The organism is Niastella koreensis GR20-10 (assembly GCF_000246855.1).
GTDB classification, from domain to species: Bacteria; Bacteroidota; Bacteroidia; order Chitinophagales; family Chitinophagaceae; genus Niastella; species Niastella koreensis.
The window spans coordinates 2,919,578-2,939,006 of the sequence record NC_016609.1 but is presented as its reverse complement, the minus strand read 5'-3'; the positions used below and the strand labels follow the sequence as shown (position 1 = coordinate 2,939,006).

Genomic DNA, 19,429 nt, shown 5'->3' with positions numbered 1-19,429 from the left:
AATATGAGATCAACCAAAACGATTCGCTTGCGAACAATGATGCTGTGGAGTATGCTACTTGTATTCCTCGCAAACACAAATGCTTTTGCGCAATCAGCAAAGGTGAGTGGTGCCGTCACAGATGAACATGGCGCACCGGTTCAGGGGGTAACGGTTACGGTAAAGAAAACCAGCCGTTCAACTGTTACCGACGCTGCCGGAAAGTTTATGATCGAGGCATCACCCAAAGATGTTCTTGCTATCAGCGCTGTTGGCTTTCTCAGCCAGGAAATTAAAGCGGGTACCGGTGAATTAAGTATCCAGTTGAAGGAAGCCGTCAATCAACTGGATAATGTGATCGTGATCGGTTATGGTACGCAAAAGAAAAAACTGGTTACCGGCGCTACTTCCCAGGTAAAAGGGGAAGACCTTGCCAAATTGAACACCACCAATGCTTTACAGGCATTGCAGGGCCAGGCAGCCGGGGTTAACATTACTTCTACGTCCGGACAACCCGGTGGTGGTTTTAAAGTGACTATCCGCGGCGCCGGAACTATCGGCAATGCAAATCCCCTGTATGTGGTGGATGGGGTTATCACCAGCGACATTACCTATTTAAACAATTCGGACATTGCTTCAGTAGACATTTTAAAAGATGCGGCCTCCTGCGCCATCTATGGTATCAACGGCGCCAACGGGGTGGTTCTGATCACTACACGAAACGGAAAATCAGGTAAAAAAGACGGGCAGATCTCGATCGATGCGTATTACGGTGTGCAGAACGTTGCCCGTAAACTGCCGTTGCTGAATGCAGAACAATATGCTACCATGCAAAATGAAGCAGCCGTTAACAGTGGTAAGGCGCCGCTTTTCACGCAGGCGCAGATTAATGACCTGGCCAAAGGGAGCAGCTTGCTGCCTGCTCAGGGCACCGACTGGTTAAAACAAATATTTTCTACCAATGTGCCGATCAAAAATTTCACTATAGGCGCCAATGGCGGAAGTGATGTGTCGTCTTATTCATTGGGTGGCTCCTATACTGAACAGGGGGGTATCATTGGCGGTGCAAACCTGTCAGATTATAAACGCATCAACTTCCGGGCAAACTCTGAACGTAAACTATACGACGGCGGATTGAAAGTAGGGGAACACCTCACTTTTTCAATGATCGATCAAAAAGGAGTGGCCGACGGTGGATTGTATTCGGGCAACGTGCTGGCCGGCGCCATAGGTACAAGCCCCTTATTGGCGATATACAATGAAAAAGGCGCTTATTTAGACAGCAGGAAGTCTACTATCTATAATGGCGGGCCCTGGAATAATACCGAAGCCAACCCGTATGCGTTGATGCAATACAATAACCAGAATGATAACAAGACACAAAGATTGATAGGAGATGTGTATGCAGAACTGCAGCCCATCAAAAATTTAAGGATAAGATCGGTTTTCGGTTTGAATTATTCTTCTTCGTCCAGTCATAGTTACCGGCCCACCTATGATACATTATCGATTTATGCTTTCAATAGTTATGAGAACATCAGTCAGGGTGCTTCGCAGGGATATACCTGGAACTTTGATAATACCATCAATTATCAGTTCAGCATTAAAGAGCACCATTTTGATGTGTTGGCCGGTAGCTCGGTACGGCAATCCCGGGCAACCTGGAATAACATAAGCAATACAGGAGTCACATTATTCGGTTCTTTTGACCGGGCTTATTTGAATAATTCCATAGTAACCGGAATTACAATGGATCCCAGTGATACTTCCAGGCAACACGTAAATAATACAATCGCATTGAACGGAAATACCGACGCGATCTATGCACAATCTTCTTTTTTCGGCCGGGTTAATTACAGTTGGAAAGAAAAATACCTGGCTTCTGCTATTTTCCGTGCCGATGGTTCTACCATGTTTGCCCCCGGTCATCAATGGGGCTATTTTCCATCGCTTTCTGCCGGTTGGGTAGCCAGCAATGAAGATTTCATGGCGGCCACCAAAACCTGGTTGAACTTTCTGAAACTAAGAGCAAGCTGGGGTACCAACGGTAATGATCGCATAGATGCCTTTAACTATCTTTCTTTAATTTCCCTGGCAAATGCCCGGTACAATTTCGGCAGTGATAACAGCACGTTAACCCAGGGCTCCTATCCGCAAACAATTGGTGTTGAAAACACTAAATGGGAAACTTCCCGTCAAACCAATATCGGTATCGATGCCAGGGTGTTGAATAATAAATTAGACGTAAGCCTCGACTGGTACAATAAGACCACGAAAGACTGGTTAGTGGCGGCGCCTTTGCTGGCCACTGCCGGTGTTAGCATTAACCCATACATCAATGGCGGAAATGTTACCAATAAAGGTATAGAGCTTCAATTATCCTATAACGATCATGTTGGACGCGATTTTACCTATAGTGTTTCCGGTTCTTATGCCTACAATAAGAATATGGTGAACAATATCCCAACGGCCGATGGCATCATTCACGGTGGTACAAACAGTTTATATGTGAATGGCCCTGAATTTTTCCGTGCTGCTGCCGGAAATCCTATTGGTTATTTCTGGGGGTATAAAACAGCAGGCATTTTTCAGAACACGGCCGAAGTGCAGAACTGGAGTGGTAAACAAGGGTTGTTGCAACCGAATGCGCAACCCGGTGACGTGAAACTGGTAGACCTGAATGGCGACGGCGTAATTGACGCAAAAGATAAGACCAATATCGGTGATCCCAACCCGCATCATATTTTTGGTTTCCGGTTTTCAGCCAACTATAAAAACTTCGATCTGTCGGTTACCACCAATGGCGTGGCAGGTAATAAAATTGTTCAGTCGTACCGTAGTCCCGGTCAATGGGCTAACTATACCACCGAGATCCTTAGCCGTTGGCATGGGGAAGGCACATCGAACACAATGCCCCGCATTACACAGAACAGTTCTAACTGGACGGAATTTTCAGATCTCTATATTCATGATGGAAGTTATTTAAGGGTGTCGAACGTTACGCTCGGGTACGATGTGGCGAAATTGGTAAGATGGAAATATTTAAGCCAGTTCCGCGTGTATGTAGCTGCTCAAAACCTGATCACGTTTACCAAATATACCGGTATGGACCCTGAGGTGGGCGCCTCCGCTCCGGATGCAAGTGGAAACAGCGCCACTGCCAATAATCCCCATTCTTTTGGCCAGGGTGTTGATAATGGATTTTATCCGCGCCCCCGGGTATATATGGCAGGTGTGAACATTACTTTCTAAATGAGAAAAAGAAAAATCATGAAAAAAAGATATAGAAATATCATTGTTGCCCTTGCTGCAATAATAACCTTCAGTTCGTGTAAAAAATTTCTTACCACCGAACTAACCGATGCCAAGCAAACCACACTCTCTTATTATAAAAAACCTTCCGAAGCATATACGGCCCTGGTGGGTTGTTACAATGGGCTCGATCAGATCTATAACAATGATCAGGTGCCTGCTTTGCTGGAAGTTTTCTCCGACAACAGCTTTGGCGGCACGGGCGCTTTTGACGGGTATGGCTGGGCCATGGTAGATGAATTTGATAAATCAATTTCCCCTTCGGATATTTCTTTTCACAGCGGGGGCTGGAAAGCATACTACCAAACCATTTACCGCTGCAATGTATTATTGCAAAACATGGATAAGGTAGTATGGGGCGACAGTACTGCGTTAAGAACAAAATATGCTGCCGAGGCAAAGTTCATCCGGGCTTACTGTTATTTAGACCTGGTTAGGTTATTCGAAAATGTTCCCCTGGTAATAACGCCTACCCTTGCCAATGTGCCGCAAGCCGATCCGGACGCAACGTTTACGCAGATCATGACCGACTTACGGGAAGCCGCTGATAGTCTTCCTGCGGCTTCTTACAAAACTGTACCCAGCGGAAGAATAACCAAATGGGCTGCGGAATCTTTATTGGCGCGTGCCTACCTGTTTTACTCAGGTTTGTATGGAAAAACCACTATTGCCGGTGAAACGGCAGCTACTGCTTTAGCAGCCGTAGAAGATGTGATTGCCCATAGCGGACATTCACTGGTAAGCGATTTCAACACGTTATGGCCGGCCGCTTCCACTGCAAAGAATGTTACTTATGCAGGCGAAGATAACCCCGAAGTAGTCTTTGCTATTAAATATTCTTCAACCGACAACTGGTCGGCAGACGCTACCGGTAACCGGTGGATGGTTATGGAAGGCATCCGTTCGCAAAGCATTTATCCTTACCAGTCCGGTTGGGGCGCCTGTACGGTTGATCCTAAGTTCTGGAACCTGTATCCATCAACCGATACCCGCCGTTTTGCTACCATCACTTCTATAGCCGATGAAAATCTTGATTACACCAAATCGAGTGACTGCCGGGAATACACAGGATATTTTATGAAAAAATATTCCATGCTGTGCGACAAGAGTGGAAATTCTTTGGTATCCAATTTTCAAACCGGGCAGTACCAGGATTTTTTCGCCATTCGCTATGCAGATGTGTTGCTGATGGCTGCTGAATTGGGCAGTCCCAATGCGGTAAATTATTATAACCAGGTGCTGCATAGAGCCGATCCTTCCGCTGCGCCTGCAGTTGCGGTAACTAAAGCAGATATTTTAGCCCAGCGCAGGTTGGAATTTGCGGGTGAAGGGTTACGTTATTGGGACCTATTGCGCCAGGGTATTGATGTTGCAGCTGCTACCATTGCTGCCAATACAACGGTTTCCTACTTCCAGGATGGCACGGCAACGCCGCCTTCTGCTTCAAAACTGAAGGATAATATTAAAGCAACCCGCGGGTTTCAGCAAATACCAAACGACCAGATCACGCTGGCGTCAGGTACCCTGAAACAAAATGCCGGCTGGTAACAGACACGCATAACTTAAAAATTAATGGAAATGAATAATAATTTCAATAAAGTATTGGCAATTGCAGCATCAGCGCTGCTGTTTGCTTCGTGCAGGCCTGAAATATTTGAATTGGGGGGGAAAGCCAACAAGAATGATCTGAAGTTCACCATTGCGCCGTCATCGGCAAATCCCAATGATATTGTTTTAACAAGTTTAACGCCGGGGCTTACCCCGTACTGGGTTACTCCTTACGGACAGTCCATCAGGGTAACCGACACTACCAATGTGCCTTTTCCCGGAACCTACAAATTCGTGTATGGTGTGGAAAGCGGAGGTGGTCTTGTACAGGCCGATACAACGGTTGTAACCATAACTACCATCGACAAAAAGACCGTAAGCGACCCCATGTGGCTCAAGCTCACCGGTGGTGGGTTGGATAGCTCCAGAACATGGGTGCTGGACCTGGATGCAAAAGGGGTGAGTAAATTTTTTGCGGGACCATTTTACTTTGGTGGTTCAGGATGGGAATGGGACCCTGCATTTAAAGATATTGGCTGGGCAGGCGTTTCAGCTGGCGACTATGGCACCATGACGTTTAACCTGGTTGGTAATGCCAATTTCAGCGCCAATAATAAAATGTTCCCCGACCTGTCGGGAACCGGTAAATTCATGTTGTACCCCGCCACCAGTGAGTTGGCGACCATAGATGCGCAGGTTTTACATGACAAAGCGCAAGGTGGCCAGGTTGCCAACTGGAATGCGAGAATGACCGTGAAAACGCTTACCGACAGCACCCTGCAACTGATTGCTAAAAAAGATGCCAGTAACTGGTTAATCTATAATTATATCACAAAGAAGTATTACGACGCACATTAGGGCCATTTAGGACATCTGGAAAACACCCGCTACAGGTCAATGAAAATTGAACAGGTTGGCGGGTTTTTTTATGGCACGCCCGAACGGTGCTGAAAATCACTTGCCTGCAACATTTTATGCCATCATTTGCAACTTTTAGCACCCTTGCGTTACAGCGTAGTGCATTAGATTTATACCATCCAAAGTGCCGATGCTAAACGCAAAACGCTGAACGCAGAATGCATTGCGCGTTAAGCGTTCAGCGTATCTAACGACCAAAACAGTTAATTATTAATCGCTAACGTAATTGTTTGCTTATGAGAGTATTTACGATTGTGCAAAAACTGCTGCTATGCAGTTTTTCCTGCTGCCTGCTATTTGCCCTTAACAGCCAGGCGCAGGAAAAGGCCGGTAAAAAGAAGATCACCGGCAAAATTCTATCTTCCGTCGACAACAAGCCCTTACCCGATGCCTCCATCTCGGTTCCGGGTACCTCCGCCATCACCGTTTCCGACAACAATGGTCAGTTTACTATTGAAGCCAGCCTGGGCGACAGGCTGCTGATCTCTATGATCGGTTACCAGACGAAGGAAGTGCGGGTGGGCAGGAACAATACCCTGGAAGTAAAACTGGAACAAATTGCTTTAAAGCTCGATGATGTGGTGGTGATCGGGTATGGAAAAGTGAGAAGGAAAGATGTCACCGGCTCCATTTCCTCGGTGAGTGGGGAAGAACTGCGGAAACTGCCTGCTGCCACCTTTGACCAGGCGCTGCAGGGTAAAGTAGCCGGTTTGGTGGTACAACAGGTTTCCGGTCAGCCTGGCGGTGGCGTATCGATTCAAATTCGTGGCGTATCATCGATCAACGGAAAAAATGCACCCTTGTATGTAATAGACGGCGTTATTATTCCGGCACCCAGCGATCCGGGCAGTGGTTCAAATCCTTTAAATACCATCAACGCAAATGAAATTGAAAGTATCGACGTATTAAAAGACGCCTCGGCCACCGCCATTTATGGTTCTCAGGCAACCAATGGCGTTATAGTAATTACTACCAAAAGAGGCCGCGTAGGCGCGCCTGCCATTTCATACGATGGGTATTATGGTTACCAGGAATTACCTAAAAGATTGCCTACGGTTGATCTGCAGCAATTCGCTTCGCTGTTAAACGACCGGGCCACGGTGTGGGGGTTCGATGCCAGGCCTGAATTTGTAAATCCCAAATACCTGGGAAAGGGCACCGACTGGCAAACTGAATTGTTCCGTAAGGCGCCTATGCAAAATCATGCTGTTACTGTAAATGGGGGCGATGCCCGTACCCAGTATTTATTATCAGCTGCCTACTTTGATCAGGAAGGCATTGCGCTTGGCTCTGATTTTAAAAGATATTCGGTTCGTTTGAACCTCGACAACAAAACAACCGACTGGCTGAAAATAGGTACCAGCCTGCAATTGTCGCACGTTGACGAAAATGTGAACGCCACTTCTTCCAGTGTAATAAACAGTGCCCTGATCTTAACACCCGATATCCCCGTAAAAAACCTGGATGGCACCTTTGGCGGTATCACCAATACGGCAGGATGGATCACCCCGGTCCCGAATCCGGTTGGGTTGGCGCTTTTAAATTCGCATACCAAAAACAGGAACCAGGTATTTGGCAATGCCTATGCCGAAATTCAGTTTTATAAAGATCTATCATTGAGGAATGAGGTGTCGGGCAATTTTGATTTCAGTACCGAAGCATCCTTTAACCCAACCTATAATTTTGGCAGGGTGGTCAATAACACCAATTCTTCCTCCGCCTCCTCGGGGCAAAATATCTATACCGTAGTTCGTAATTTTTTGACCTACAACCATTCCTTTCAAAAATTGACTATAAATGTATTGGCGGGGCATGAAGCGCAATTAAGCACTTTTAAGAGTTTATCGGCATCCAGACAAAATTTTCCTTCCAATTCTGTGACGGCGATCAGCAGCGGCGATGCCAATACAACCGCAAACAGTGGGGGAAAAGGATCAGGACCGGCGCTTGAATCGTGGTTTGGCCGGATCAATGCTGGTTGGAGCGACAGGTATTTGTTAACCGGAAATATTCGTAGAGATGGTTCTTCCAATTTTGCTCCTGGCAGACGTTGGGTGAATACGTATTCCGGTGCATTGGCCTGGAAAATAAATAATGAAGCCTTTTTAAAGAATGTAAGATATATAAACGAGTTAAAATTGCGGGTAGGCTATGGTATAACCAATAACCAGGCAATATCGGACAATAGATTTGTTACCCTGCTTTCATCGGTGAATAATGCCTTATCAGGTTCGGCGCAATTTCAGTATAACCTGGCAAACCCCTATATCTCATGGGAGAAAACAAAATATTCCAACGTCGGCATTGACGGAACCTTTTTTAACGGGAGAATAAGTTTTTCGCTTGACCTGTACGACCGTAAAACCGATGGTTTGTTGTTGAGCCTGCCATTGCCTTTGTTTTCCGGAACTACAACAGGATGGTCGCCCGGAGCCATGCAGGCGCCAATTGTGAATGTGGGCGCTGCCAGTAATAAAGGATTTGATCTTAAGATCAGTACTACCAACATTACAACGAAAAATATTACCTGGAGAACCGATTTTACTGTTTCACACAATGTAAACAGGATAGTAAGCCTGGGTGCGGGCGGCGATGCGGCCAACCTGTCGCAATCCTACAATGGATATGTGTTTGAAAAAACAGTGGTAGGCCAGCCGATCGGGGAGTTTTATGGCTATTTGTTCGATGGCGTGTTTGCCAGGCCGGAAGATTTTACCGGCCATGCATTACCGGTAAACCAAAGCGGCGTTCCGTATCCCATTTCGCCTAATGGTGGTGGCATCTGGTATGGCGATAGAAAATATAAAGACCTGAACGGGGACGGGGTTATTGACTCAAAAGACCAAACGTTTTTGGGTTCTCCTATCCCAAAGTTTCAATTTGGGTTTAATAACTCGGTCACGTATAAAAATTTTGATCTGAACGTTTTCTTCAGTGCCAATGTGGGCAATAAAGTGTTTAATCAGTTATTGATCTCACAAACCAATCCACAGAACAATACCAGCTATTTCAGGTCTGTGCTGGAATATGCCCAGGTTGCCTATAAAGATCCCAATGAATCTACAGCTAATATCTACAACGCTTATGTGAAGAACCCCAATACGAAAATTGTAGGTCTCAGAAATGACAATACGAACGAGAACAGCCGCCCGTCTGATCTGTACATCCAGGATGGTTCGTTTATCAAATGCAAAAACATCTCGCTGGGATATAGAGTTCCTGAAGCATTATTAGCGAAAGCGCACCTGCATGCACTAAGATTTTATGTAACTGTTTCAAATGCTTTCATGATAACCAATTATTCTGGCATGGATCCCGAGATCGGTTCCTGGAATCCTTTACAGGCCGGTTGGGATAACGGCTATTATCCGCAACCCAGAACATTTACCATTGGCGCGAACCTGAATTTAACCAAGTAAAAAAGTTTTGAGATCATGAAACACATTCATATAATTATACTGACCACGCTTGTTGTAATATCCGGTATCGGGTGTAAGAAAGGCTATCTCGACCGTCCTTCACAATCGCAAATAAGTGCAGATAACTTTTATAAGACCACTTCGGAATTAAGACTGGCTACCGCCAGTTTGTATGGCGGACCTACCTGGGGGGTATGGCATCAGGAAGCCTGTTTGCAGTTGGGAGACATTTTAAGCGGCAACGGCACCCGCCAATGGATCAGTGACTGGCAGCAATTGTATACCCGCACCATTACTGCCGGCAATAGCGTAATGCAGGGTGGCTGGAAGGGATTATACAATTTGATTGGTCAATGCAATACGGTTATCAATTCAATACAACAAAAGGCAGATAAAACGATCAGTGATGCTGATAAAAATGCCGCGTTGGGCGAAGCAAAATTTATCCGGGCAACGGCCTATTATTACCTGGCCATGATGTGGGGCGCAGTACCCATCATTGAAGACAACAGCAAGCTGATACAGGACCCGTTGGTAAAACGGAATATCGTTACCGATGTGTATAAGTTCGTTGCCAATGATCTCACTTTTGCGGCACAAAGCCTGCCTGTTACCGATGAAAAAGGCCGCGTAACCACCTGGTCGGCGCAGGGGATGCTGGGAAAAGTGTACCTCACTATGGCCGGCCTGGGGCAGGGCAACGGTACACGCAATCAATCCTATTTAGACAGCGCCATAAAATATGCGGGCAATGTTTGCAATAAAAGCGGGTTGAATTTATTGAGTAGTTATTATAATCTGTTCAGATCACAATACAACGACAATCCCGAAGCATTGTTTGCGCTGCAATGGGCTACAGGCGCAAGTGTAAGCTGGGAAGAAGGTAATTTATTTCTTACCTATTCGCCTTCAGGTGATATTAACCCGCAACGTAACGGGGCCTGGAATGCGTTGACGCCTACGTACGACCTGTTTCTAAACTATTCTGCCAATGATACCGTAAGAAGGAAAGCAACCATTATGCTCAATGGAGATTATTATCCTGAATTGAATGCGGCAGGCGGGGGGTATAAATCCGGGGGACAAAGTATGAAAAAGCATATTATCGGCAATGAAAAGGATAATAATACGCCCACTATGACCTATACCGCTTCTATTGAACATGATGCGGTGCTTCGCCTGGCTGATGTGTACCTGGTATATGCCGAAGCCATTTTGGGGAACAATGGCGCCACCGCCAATACCGAAGCATTGAAATATTTTAATAAGGTAAGAACGAGGGCCGGTATTGATCCTGTTACAACCATAAACATGGACAGTGTGCTGAAGGAAAGAAGGGTTGAGTTTGCTTTTGAAGGGCAATACTGGTTAGACCTGGTTCGGCTTTCTTACTGGAACCCTGTTAAAGCAGTGAACATCCTCAACAATCAGCAGCGGGTATCGTTTTCGTACGACAAAGGAACGGTTACACCGGATAAACCTGATCCGGCTGTTGTGCCGGCCACTATTGCGTCGTTCACCTTGCAGTTACCTGCATCTGAACTAACTGCCGATCCCAGGCTGGCCGAGGCTCCGGTTCCCTATTATTAATTTTTAACTCCCTAACGATGAATTGTATAAAATATCTCTCCGCCATAGCATTACTGGTTATAGTCATAATGCCTGCCTGCAAAAAGGAAAAGGTAAGCGCCGAACCATTAATAACATCTATTCGAAATTATGCGGCCGCACCCAATGATACAGTTGTAACGGGTATAACACCGGGCCAGTGGGTGGTTATTCACGGGCAGAATTTGAAGAACGCCCTTCATATCCGTTTCGATGGCGTTGAAGCCAGTTTTAATTATGGGAATTTTGCCAACGATATGGCTGTCGTTCAAATCCCTTCGGTGATTCCGTTTAACGGCGTTCCGGACGAATTGCTCAACACAGTTACTTATGTAACCACTTCCGGTACCACTACTTACAGTTTCAATTTCAATTACCCGGCGCCTGTAATTACAGGTGTCAGCACCGAAACATTTTTCCCGGGTGATTCAGTTTATATTGTAGGCTCCAGCTTCTTTTTAGTGCAAAGTGTACAATTTGCCGGCGCCGGCATTACAAAGTACAATGTAGATTCAATGGGTACCCGGATAGGATTTGTTTGTCCGCCATTGAACCAGGTGCCCGGCGGTGTTATAACGGTGGTAGCAAAGGGGGGAACGGCCACTACCACCAAAACCTATGCAGTGGGCAAACCGAGTATACTATTAATATCAAACGAGAATCCCCATGCCGGTGACTCAGTTTATATAGTTGGGGCGGCTTTTAAAGACATCCAAAGCATTGTTTTCGCGGGCGCTACCATTAGTTCTTATAATGTTGCCCCGGATTACAGTTCCGTTGGTTTTGTATGTCCAACCCTGTCTGCACCAGGTATTGTAACTATAACAACACTCTACGGAACTGCATCTACAACTTTTAACGTGAATGATATTAATACCGGTATCATAGGCAATTTTGAATGGGGCGGTTCATTCGGGTGGCAATGGTGGGGCGGTGCTTCGCTTGAATCGGGTGACCCCAACTCGGGCTGGCCTCCTTATGATCCGCTGCTATCAGGTAACAGTTCCATGTATTTGCAGCTGAATGGCAGTAATATGAACAGTGCTGACGGAAATAACACTTCTACAGCAATTCGCCTCAATGCCGCACAATGGGTGCCGTCTTCCAACTTAACAGAGCAACCAGAAAACTGGGCAATTAAATTTGAAATGAGTGTGCCCAAACCATGGAATGGAGCTTCGCTTGTTATAGCTAGTGATATCACCGACTATATATTCAGATTCGAACCCTGGAATACAACTTCAGGTGCTGTAGCCTTTTCAACAAAAGGTTGGGTAACGGTAACAATACCATTGTCTTCCTTTAAAGCAAAAAGTTCTGCCGGGGACGGTAGAGGCGCCGCTTTATCAGACCTTACAAAACTGATTGGTCCTTCCGGTAACAGTGGAATGTATTTGTATATGCATAATTATGGATCATCGGCCACCGAAACCGGGTATTATGCAGGCTTTGACAATGTTAGAGTAGTTAAAATAAAATAAGTTAACCAGGTCATCCGCGAATGCTTTTACTTGTCAACTGGTAAACCGGTCAACTTTTAAATAAACAATATGAAGACTAAAATAACTTTCATAATGGCAGGGGGCTTTATAATACTCATGGGATTATTCTCTTGCAAGAAGCAAAATGCGCCCGCCTATACTGATTTGGCTAATCAAACAGATACTATTGCTTCCACAGGCAGCATACAAACACTCAACTTTAACAGCAATAGCTCGTGGCTCATTGATACCACCGGGTTCGGTTGGGTGAAAGTAGATCCCATTTCCGGTGGTGCCGGTGATGCCACCATTAAGATCAGCGTAGCCGACACCAATAAAACCGGCGCCAGCCGCACAAAGCTGATCTTCCTGAGCGCCTCGAACGGCCAGGCAAGACGGATCAACATCTTTCAGCCTGCGTATATGTTCCCCTCGTACAATACATCGCCTGTTGCTGCCGATGCATCGGGTATGGGCAGCACTGCCACCCAGTTGATCGGCAAATTAAAGCTGGGCGTGAACATTGGTAATACACTTGAATTAAATAATATAGAGCCGTATCCAACTGCTTCCTATATAAGCTTTTTAAAACAAACCGGCTTTAATTCCGTACGTATTCCCTGCGGCTGGTTTTTACATGGTGGAAATAATCCAACGGCCAAAATACCGCAAGCCTGGATGGACTCGGTAAAACAGGTAATACAATGGTGTGTTAACAACGACATGTATGTTTTTGTAAACATTCACTGGGATGGCGGCTGGCTGGAGAACAATGTTTCCCTTGCCAAGACCGATAGTGTGAATGCCCGGCAAAAAGCTTACTGGGAACAAATTGCTACTGCCTTCCGTGGCTTTGATGAACATGTTATGTTTGCCAGCGCCAACGAACCCGGTTGTACAGATGATGCCACAGCAAAGGTGTTGGTTTCATATCATCAAACATTTATCAATGCCGTGCGCAGTACCGGCGGAAAAAATGCTTACCGGACGTTGATCATCCAGGGCCCAGACGAGTTTATTCGTCCGGGCAGGTATTTCCCTTCCGATCCAACACCCGACCGGCTGGCGTATGAATTCCATAACTATTCACCCACCAGTTTTGCCATTTTAGATGCCGATCCCGCTGAAGGCGGCTGGGGCAATATTTTGTACTACTGGGGTGCGGGCAATCATTCCGTTATCGAGCCTATACGTAATTGCACAAGCGGCGAGGAAGCAGACCAGCTGGCCTATTATAAAATGATAAAAGAAAATTATATCGATAAAGGCATTCCCTGTGTAATGGGAGAATATTCCACCAACAGAAGGTCTGCAACAAACACTACGCACGTACCTAAAGAATTAGACAAACACAATAATTCGGTAGACGCATGGTACACGTATTTAACCAAACAATGTCTGGCTATTGGCGCCAAACCATTTATGTGGGAAACAGGTGGCGTTTTTGACAGATTAAATAATGCGGTGCTCGACCAGCGTACGGTCAATGCTGTTATGGCAGGAGGTAAATAATAATAAACACACCGGCGGGGTTTGTAAAAAGGCTCCGTCGGGCTTTAAATACATCTTAAAAACACATTATTAAAGGAAGTATTAATGAAAAAAACGCTTTTGTTGTTTGTTGGCGTACTGTATTGCTTCGTTGATAACCTGCACGCGCAAACCCGGATGATAGATATTGACTTCAATAAGACTGCAGGCCCCCTGAATTCCTTTTTCAAAGAGTGCGTGGGGGCAGGAAGAGCCAATGAAGGATTGCGGGCCGACTGGCAGCAGCAATTGGCTTATGTAAGAAAAGAATGTGGTTTCAGGTACATCCGCATGCACGGGCTTTTAACAGACGACATGGCTGTTTATAAAGAAGACGGCAAGGGAAACCCGGTTTACAATTTCATGTATGTAGATGCTTTGTTCGATTTTTTGCAAAGCATCGGCATGAAACCCTTTGTTGAGCTGGGCTTCATGCCTAATGCGTTGGCCAGCGGCAATCAAACCATTTTCTGGTGGCGTGGTAATGTAACGCCGCCCAAAGATTACGATAAATGGACAGCTTTGATCCGTACCCTTACACAACACTTTACAGAACGTTATGGATCCAGCGAAGTAAAGACCTGGTATTTTGAAGTGTGGAATGAGCCCAACCTGTCACCAGGGTTTTGGTCGGGCACGCAACAGGATTATTTCAAATTGTACAATTACACGGCAAAGGCGATCAAAAGCGTAAATAAGGAGTACCGCGTAGGCGGACCAGGTACTGCAGGCGCCGCCTGGGAACCGGAAATGATCGACTATTGCCATAAGAATAATGTGCCCATAGATTTTATCAGTACCCATGCTTACGGCGTAAAACAGGGCTTCCTGGATGAATTTGGGCAGGGCGGTACCGTGCTCGATAAAAACCCGATGAGTGTGAGTGGCGACGTGCTGCAGTCAAGAAAAGAGATCGCAACCTCTACAATGCCCGGCCTTGAATTGCATTATACCGAATGGAGCGCCTCCTATACACCGTCCGATCCCATTCACGACAGCTATCACGAAGCGGCCTATGTTTTACAAAAACTGAAACAGGTGGGCAATGCCGCCAATTCCATGTCGTATTGGGTGTTCACCGATATTTTCGAGGAACCAGGCCCACGTTACGAACCATTTCATGGCGGCTTCGGTATGTTGACCATACAAGGCATTAACAAACCGGCATTTTACTCGTACCAGTTCCTGAATCGTTTGGGGAATATGGAACTGGTAAATAAGGATGCTGCGTCGTGGGTTTGCAAAGATACAACAGGCAACATCCAGGCATTGGTTTGGGATTTTACCAACACGCATCCGGGCGATTCTGTTCACAATCAGAAATATTACATCCAGGACCTGCCATCAAAATCAAAAGGGAAAGTAAAAATAGGAATAAACAATGTGCCTGCCGGTACGTATGCGCTGGAAGTATATAAAGTGGGTTACCGCAGCAACGATGCGTATTCCACTTATCTGTCTATGGGAAAGCCGGCACAACTGAACAGGCAACAGGTGGAACAAATAAAGCAACAAAATGATGGGTCACCGGTATTGAAGGAGATCGTTACGGTGAAAAGCGGAATGCCTTTTTCAAAAGAACTGGAGATCCGCGAAAACGATGTGTTCTTTTTAAACCTTATTAAAATGTAACCGAAGAAATGAACAGGAAGATCATTGTCGTTTTACTGATTCAATTAAGTCTTTTTGCCAGTGCACAATATCAAACCAGGGCCCAACCGGCGGCGCCCAAACCATATGGTCCGGTGCCATCGGCCAATCAAATGCGGTGGCAGCAAATGGAGTGTTATGCATTTGTTCATTTTTCATTAAACACCTATACAGATCAATCATGGGGATTTGGGAACGAAGACGTGAAACTGTTTAATCCCGGAAAACTGGATTGCCGGCAGTGGGCCCGCATTTGCAAACAGGCAGGTATGAAAGGGATCATAATCACCGCAAAGCATCACTGTGGTTTTTGTCTCTGGCCTTCAAAATATACAGCATACTCCGTAAAAAATGCACCATGGAAAAACGGTAAAGGTGATGTGGTGCGCGAAATGGCCGATGCCTGCAAAGAATACGGGTTGAAATTAGGCATCTATTTGTCGCCATGGGACAGGAACCACCCAGATTATGGGAAACCGGAATACATTACCTACTTCCGCAAACAGCTTACTGAGCTGCTCACCAACTATGGGCCCATTTTCGAAGTGTGGTTCGATGGAGCGAATGGTGGCTCAGGCTATTATGGCGGCGCCAATGAAACCCGTAAAATTGATCGCACTACATATTACGACTGGTCAAACACGTATAAGCTTATCCGGAAACTACAGCCCAATATAGTGATCTGGAACGATGGAGGCGACAGGGGTGATCTGCGTTGGGTGGGTACGGAAGCCGGTTATGTAGGCGAAACCAACTGGAGCCTGCTGAACGCCACAGGTGAAGTGCCATACAATATGTTGCATTATGGGCTGGAAAACGGGGATTCATGGGTGGCTGCGGAAGTAAATACATCCATCCGCCCTGAGTGGTTCTATCATCCGGGTGAAGATGCCAAAGTAAAAACAGTGCCTCAATTAATGGATCTCTACTACAACTCCATTGGACGTAATGGCACATTGTTGCTCAACTTTCCGGTCATGCCAAATGGGTTGATCCATGCCAATGATGAAAAAGCGGCACTTGGGTTTGCTAAAGCAGTGAAAGAGGCATTCGCGGCAGATCTTGCTGCAAAAGCAACCGCAACGGCTACAAATGTTCGTGGCAATGTAAAACAGTTTGATGCGGCTAACGTAACCGATGGCAATAAAGAAACTTATTGGGCCACTGATGACGGTATAACAACTGCTGCACTTTCCATAGAGCTGGGCAAGCCAACCACGTTCAATCGTTTTATGGTGCAGGAATATATCCGGTTGGGGCAACGGGTAAAAAGTTTTACGCTGGAAGCCTTCGTTAACGGGAATTGGAAAGAACTGGCAAAGGCAACCACCATTGGGTACAAACGCATACTGAGGTTTCGAAGTGTAACTGCTACAAAGGTCCGTTTGAATATTACCGGTTCAAAAGCTTGTCCGCTGATCACGGATGTCGGGATCTATAACGCGCCACAGATCCTGGCGGCGCCGGCTGTTATCAGGAACCAGTCCGGTGAAATAAAAATAATTCCGGTTGATGAAGAATCGGGTGTTTACTATACCCTCGACGGCAGTACACCTGGTCCCGGTTCGATGAAATATACAGGTCCTTTTAAAACAACCGGAAAACTGGAAGTGAAGGCCATTGCATTTGATGCAGCTACCCGCAAAAGCAGTCCTGAATGCCATGAGCAATTCGATCTCCCAAGAAACGATTGGAAAATTGTTGGCATCGATGATGAAAAGGCGTTCGTAGTATTGGACGGCGATCCGGCCACTGCATGGCATCAGCCAAAGGAAACAAAATTGCCGGCCGATCTCGTAATTGATTTAGGAAAAACAGAAGATTTAACTGGCTTCAGGTATTACCCCGACCAAAGCATGTGGGGGCCTGGTATCATTACAAATTACCAGTTCTATGTATCCACCGACAACAGGGAATGGAAGCTGGTAGATGCCGGTGAGTTTTCGAATATTAAAAATAATCCTTTGTGGCAAACTAAAATGTTTACGGCGGTAACTGCCCGTTATCTAAAATTAAGGGCTTTGAAGAATACTGAGGATAATGACAACATTGGTTATGGCGAAGTAGATGTGATCACAAAATGAAAATAAGTATAAACGATGTTTTCTTTTTAAAATCAAATCACACTTTAAACCATTGCTTATGTCACATGAAAAAAACACAAAGCATGTATTTACAATTTTATTGCTGGGGCTTTTAATGTCCCTTAAGGTTTGTTCGCAATTGCCAACCGCCCAAACGGTAGCCGGTCAAATGAAGGCGGGTTGGAACCTCGGAAATACATTGGAAGCTATTTGCGGGGAAAATGCCTGGGGAAACCCAACAACTTCCCAAACGCTTATCAATGCAGTAAAGGCCGCGGGATTTAACACCGTGCGCATTCCCTGTGCCTGGGACTGCCATGCTACCAATGGCGTGATCGATGCTAACTGGCTTGCACGGGTGAAAGCAGTAGTTGATTACTGCATCGGTAATCAACTATATGCGATCATTAACATTCACTGGGATGGCGGCTGGTTGGAAAACAACTGTACTACAGGCGCCCAGAGTGCGGTAAATGCCAAACAGCAAAATTACTGGACCCAGATCGCGAATTATTTTAAGAATTACAACGAGCATTTGTTGTTTGCCAGTGCGAATGAACCTGCTGTATCGGATGCCACCGGTATGTCGGTTTTGTTATCGTACCACCAGACCTTTATAAACGCAGTTCGTGCAACCGGTGGTAACAACAGTTCCCGCACCCTTATTATTCAGGGACCGTCAACAAATATAGATAACACCAATACCCTTATGAACACCCTGCCAACAGACCAGATCGCCAACCGGCTGATGGTGGAGGTGCATTATTATACACCCTGGAATTATTGCGGTTTAACATCAGATGCTTCCTGGGGTTCCATGTTTTATTATTGGGGGAATGGTTATCATTCAACGATAGAGCCTTCGCGCAATGCCACCTGGGGTGAAGAGAGTGAAGTGGAACGGGCTTTGGGCTTAATGAAAACAAAGTTCGTTGATAAAGGTATCCCGGTGCTTATAGGTGAATTTGGTACCATCAAACGCACCAATCCAGCCGATGCATCGGTTCATCAGGCTTCAAGGGAATATTTCAATAAATATGTGGTAAGCTCGGCAAAGAGTAAAGGCATGGTGCCTGTTTACTGGGACAATGGAGCCAGTGATTTCGGTTTATTTAACCGCAGTACAGGTGCCGCAACCGATCAGGGCGTTATCGATGCCATCATGCAGGGCGCTGGCGGCGGCGGATCAATTTCTACCTACGTTACTTTCGCCAACCGCGCAACCGGGTTATTGATCGATGGGATCGGTAGAACCAGCAATGGCGCCAACTGTGGGCAATGGAGTAACAGTGGAAGTTATAACCAGCAGTGGACGATGGAAACAGCCGGCACTTATGTACTACTGAAAAACCGTGCTACCGGGTTATATCTTGATGGCATGTACAGGAACGCCAACGGTTCCATTGCCGGACAATATAGTTTCAGCGGCAGTGATGCACAGTACTGGACAAAAGAGGCGGCAGGTATTTACGTAAAGTTTAAGAATAAGGCCACCGGTTTGTACCTCGACGGATTGGGCAGCACCACGAACGGCGCCGATCTGAGTCAATGGGGCCAGAGTAACAGCAATAACCAGCAATGGACAGTAACCAATGTTGGGAATACACGGATAGCTGTTGATCAGGTTAACAATACCAACCAGGTACAGGTATATCCGAACCCGTTCAAATCGAAATTGGAGGTAATAGTTGATAACCGCGATCAGGTAGAGCGGATCGTTGTATTCGATGTGTTGGGTAAACAGGTGCAAACCATTCAACATGCCGCCATTTCAGGCAAAACGGCAATAGGAGCTTCGCTTCAAACCGGCGTATATATAGTTGAGGTGCATGGCACAAACTGGTTGAGATCGTTCAAGGTTGTTAAAATAAATTAATTTATAAGCGGGGCCAGGTGGCAT

Annotated in this window: 10 protein-coding genes; all 10 read left to right on the top strand. The window is 46.0% G+C overall.

Annotated elements, in window-relative coordinates; all coding sequences use genetic code 11:
- The first annotated feature begins 3 nt into the window (after positions 1-3).
- Entirely contained in the window at positions 4-3,231 is a 3,228-nt protein-coding gene (locus NIAKO_RS11755; protein WP_014218637.1) for a SusC/RagA family TonB-linked outer membrane protein, read from the top strand.
- Positions 3,232-3,249: 18 nt separating this feature from the next.
- Entirely contained in the window at positions 3,250-4,839 is a 1,590-nt protein-coding gene (locus NIAKO_RS11750) for a RagB/SusD family nutrient uptake outer membrane protein (RefSeq protein ID WP_014218636.1), read from the top strand.
- Between the two features lie 30 nt (positions 4,840-4,869).
- Complete coding sequence (locus tag NIAKO_RS11745; protein ID WP_014218635.1) at positions 4,870-5,697, top strand: hypothetical protein; 828 nt, start codon at positions 4,870-4,872, stop codon at positions 5,695-5,697.
- A 296-nt stretch (positions 5,698-5,993) separates the two neighbouring features.
- Positions 5,994-9,176, top strand: a complete 3,183-nt coding sequence (locus tag NIAKO_RS11740; RefSeq protein ID WP_014218634.1) for a SusC/RagA family TonB-linked outer membrane protein — start codon at positions 5,994-5,996, stop codon at positions 9,174-9,176.
- 15 nt (positions 9,177-9,191) lie between these two features.
- Positions 9,192-10,766 carry a RagB/SusD family nutrient uptake outer membrane protein gene (locus tag NIAKO_RS11735; RefSeq protein ID WP_014218633.1) on the top strand — a complete coding sequence of 525 codons (1,575 nt, stop codon included), beginning with the start codon at positions 9,192-9,194 and terminating at the stop codon, positions 10,764-10,766.
- A 17-nt stretch (positions 10,767-10,783) separates the two neighbouring features.
- A complete protein-coding gene (locus NIAKO_RS11730) occupies positions 10,784-12,265 on the top strand; it encodes a glycan-binding surface protein (RefSeq protein WP_014218632.1) in 1,482 nt (493 codons plus the stop codon).
- A gap of 69 nt (positions 12,266-12,334) precedes the next feature.
- Positions 12,335-13,777 (top strand): cellulase family glycosylhydrolase, encoded by a 1,443-nt coding sequence (locus NIAKO_RS11725; RefSeq protein ID WP_081195954.1) that lies wholly within the window; start codon positions 12,335-12,337, stop codon positions 13,775-13,777.
- Positions 13,778-13,861: 84 nt separating this feature from the next.
- The gene (locus NIAKO_RS11720; protein ID WP_014218630.1) at positions 13,862-15,427 is read left to right on the top strand and encodes a GH39 family glycosyl hydrolase; all 1,566 of its coding nucleotides are present in this window, start codon (positions 13,862-13,864) and stop codon (positions 15,425-15,427) included.
- A gap of 8 nt (positions 15,428-15,435) precedes the next feature.
- A complete protein-coding gene (locus NIAKO_RS11715) occupies positions 15,436-17,529 on the top strand; it encodes an alpha-L-fucosidase (RefSeq protein WP_014218629.1) in 2,094 nt (697 codons plus the stop codon).
- A gap of 58 nt (positions 17,530-17,587) precedes the next feature.
- On the top strand, positions 17,588-19,405 hold the full coding sequence (locus NIAKO_RS37565; RefSeq protein WP_014218628.1) for a cellulase family glycosylhydrolase: 1,818 nt from the start codon (positions 17,588-17,590) through the stop codon (positions 19,403-19,405).
- The last annotated feature ends 24 nt before the right edge of the window (positions 19,406-19,429 follow it).

Excerpts from the sequence above, each read along its gene's own strand:
- NIAKO_RS11755 (WP_014218637.1), top strand. The coding sequence starts at position 4 with ATGAGATCAACCAAAACGATTCGCTTGCGAACAATGATGCTGTGGAGT.
- NIAKO_RS11750 (WP_014218636.1), top strand. The coding sequence starts at position 3,250 with ATGAAAAAAAGATATAGAAATATCATTGTTGCCCTTGCTGCAATAATA.
- NIAKO_RS11745 (WP_014218635.1), top strand. The coding sequence starts at position 4,870 with ATGAATAATAATTTCAATAAAGTATTGGCAATTGCAGCATCAGCGCTG.
- NIAKO_RS11740 (WP_014218634.1), top strand. The coding sequence starts at position 5,994 with ATGAGAGTATTTACGATTGTGCAAAAACTGCTGCTATGCAGTTTTTCC.
- NIAKO_RS11735 (WP_014218633.1), top strand. The coding sequence starts at position 9,192 with ATGAAACACATTCATATAATTATACTGACCACGCTTGTTGTAATATCC.
- NIAKO_RS11730 (WP_014218632.1), top strand. The coding sequence starts at position 10,784 with ATGAATTGTATAAAATATCTCTCCGCCATAGCATTACTGGTTATAGTC.
- NIAKO_RS11725 (WP_081195954.1), top strand. The coding sequence starts at position 12,335 with ATGAAGACTAAAATAACTTTCATAATGGCAGGGGGCTTTATAATACTC.
- NIAKO_RS11720 (WP_014218630.1), top strand. The coding sequence starts at position 13,862 with ATGAAAAAAACGCTTTTGTTGTTTGTTGGCGTACTGTATTGCTTCGTT.
- NIAKO_RS11715 (WP_014218629.1), top strand. The coding sequence starts at position 15,436 with ATGAACAGGAAGATCATTGTCGTTTTACTGATTCAATTAAGTCTTTTT.
- NIAKO_RS37565 (WP_014218628.1), top strand. The coding sequence starts at position 17,588 with ATGTCACATGAAAAAAACACAAAGCATGTATTTACAATTTTATTGCTG.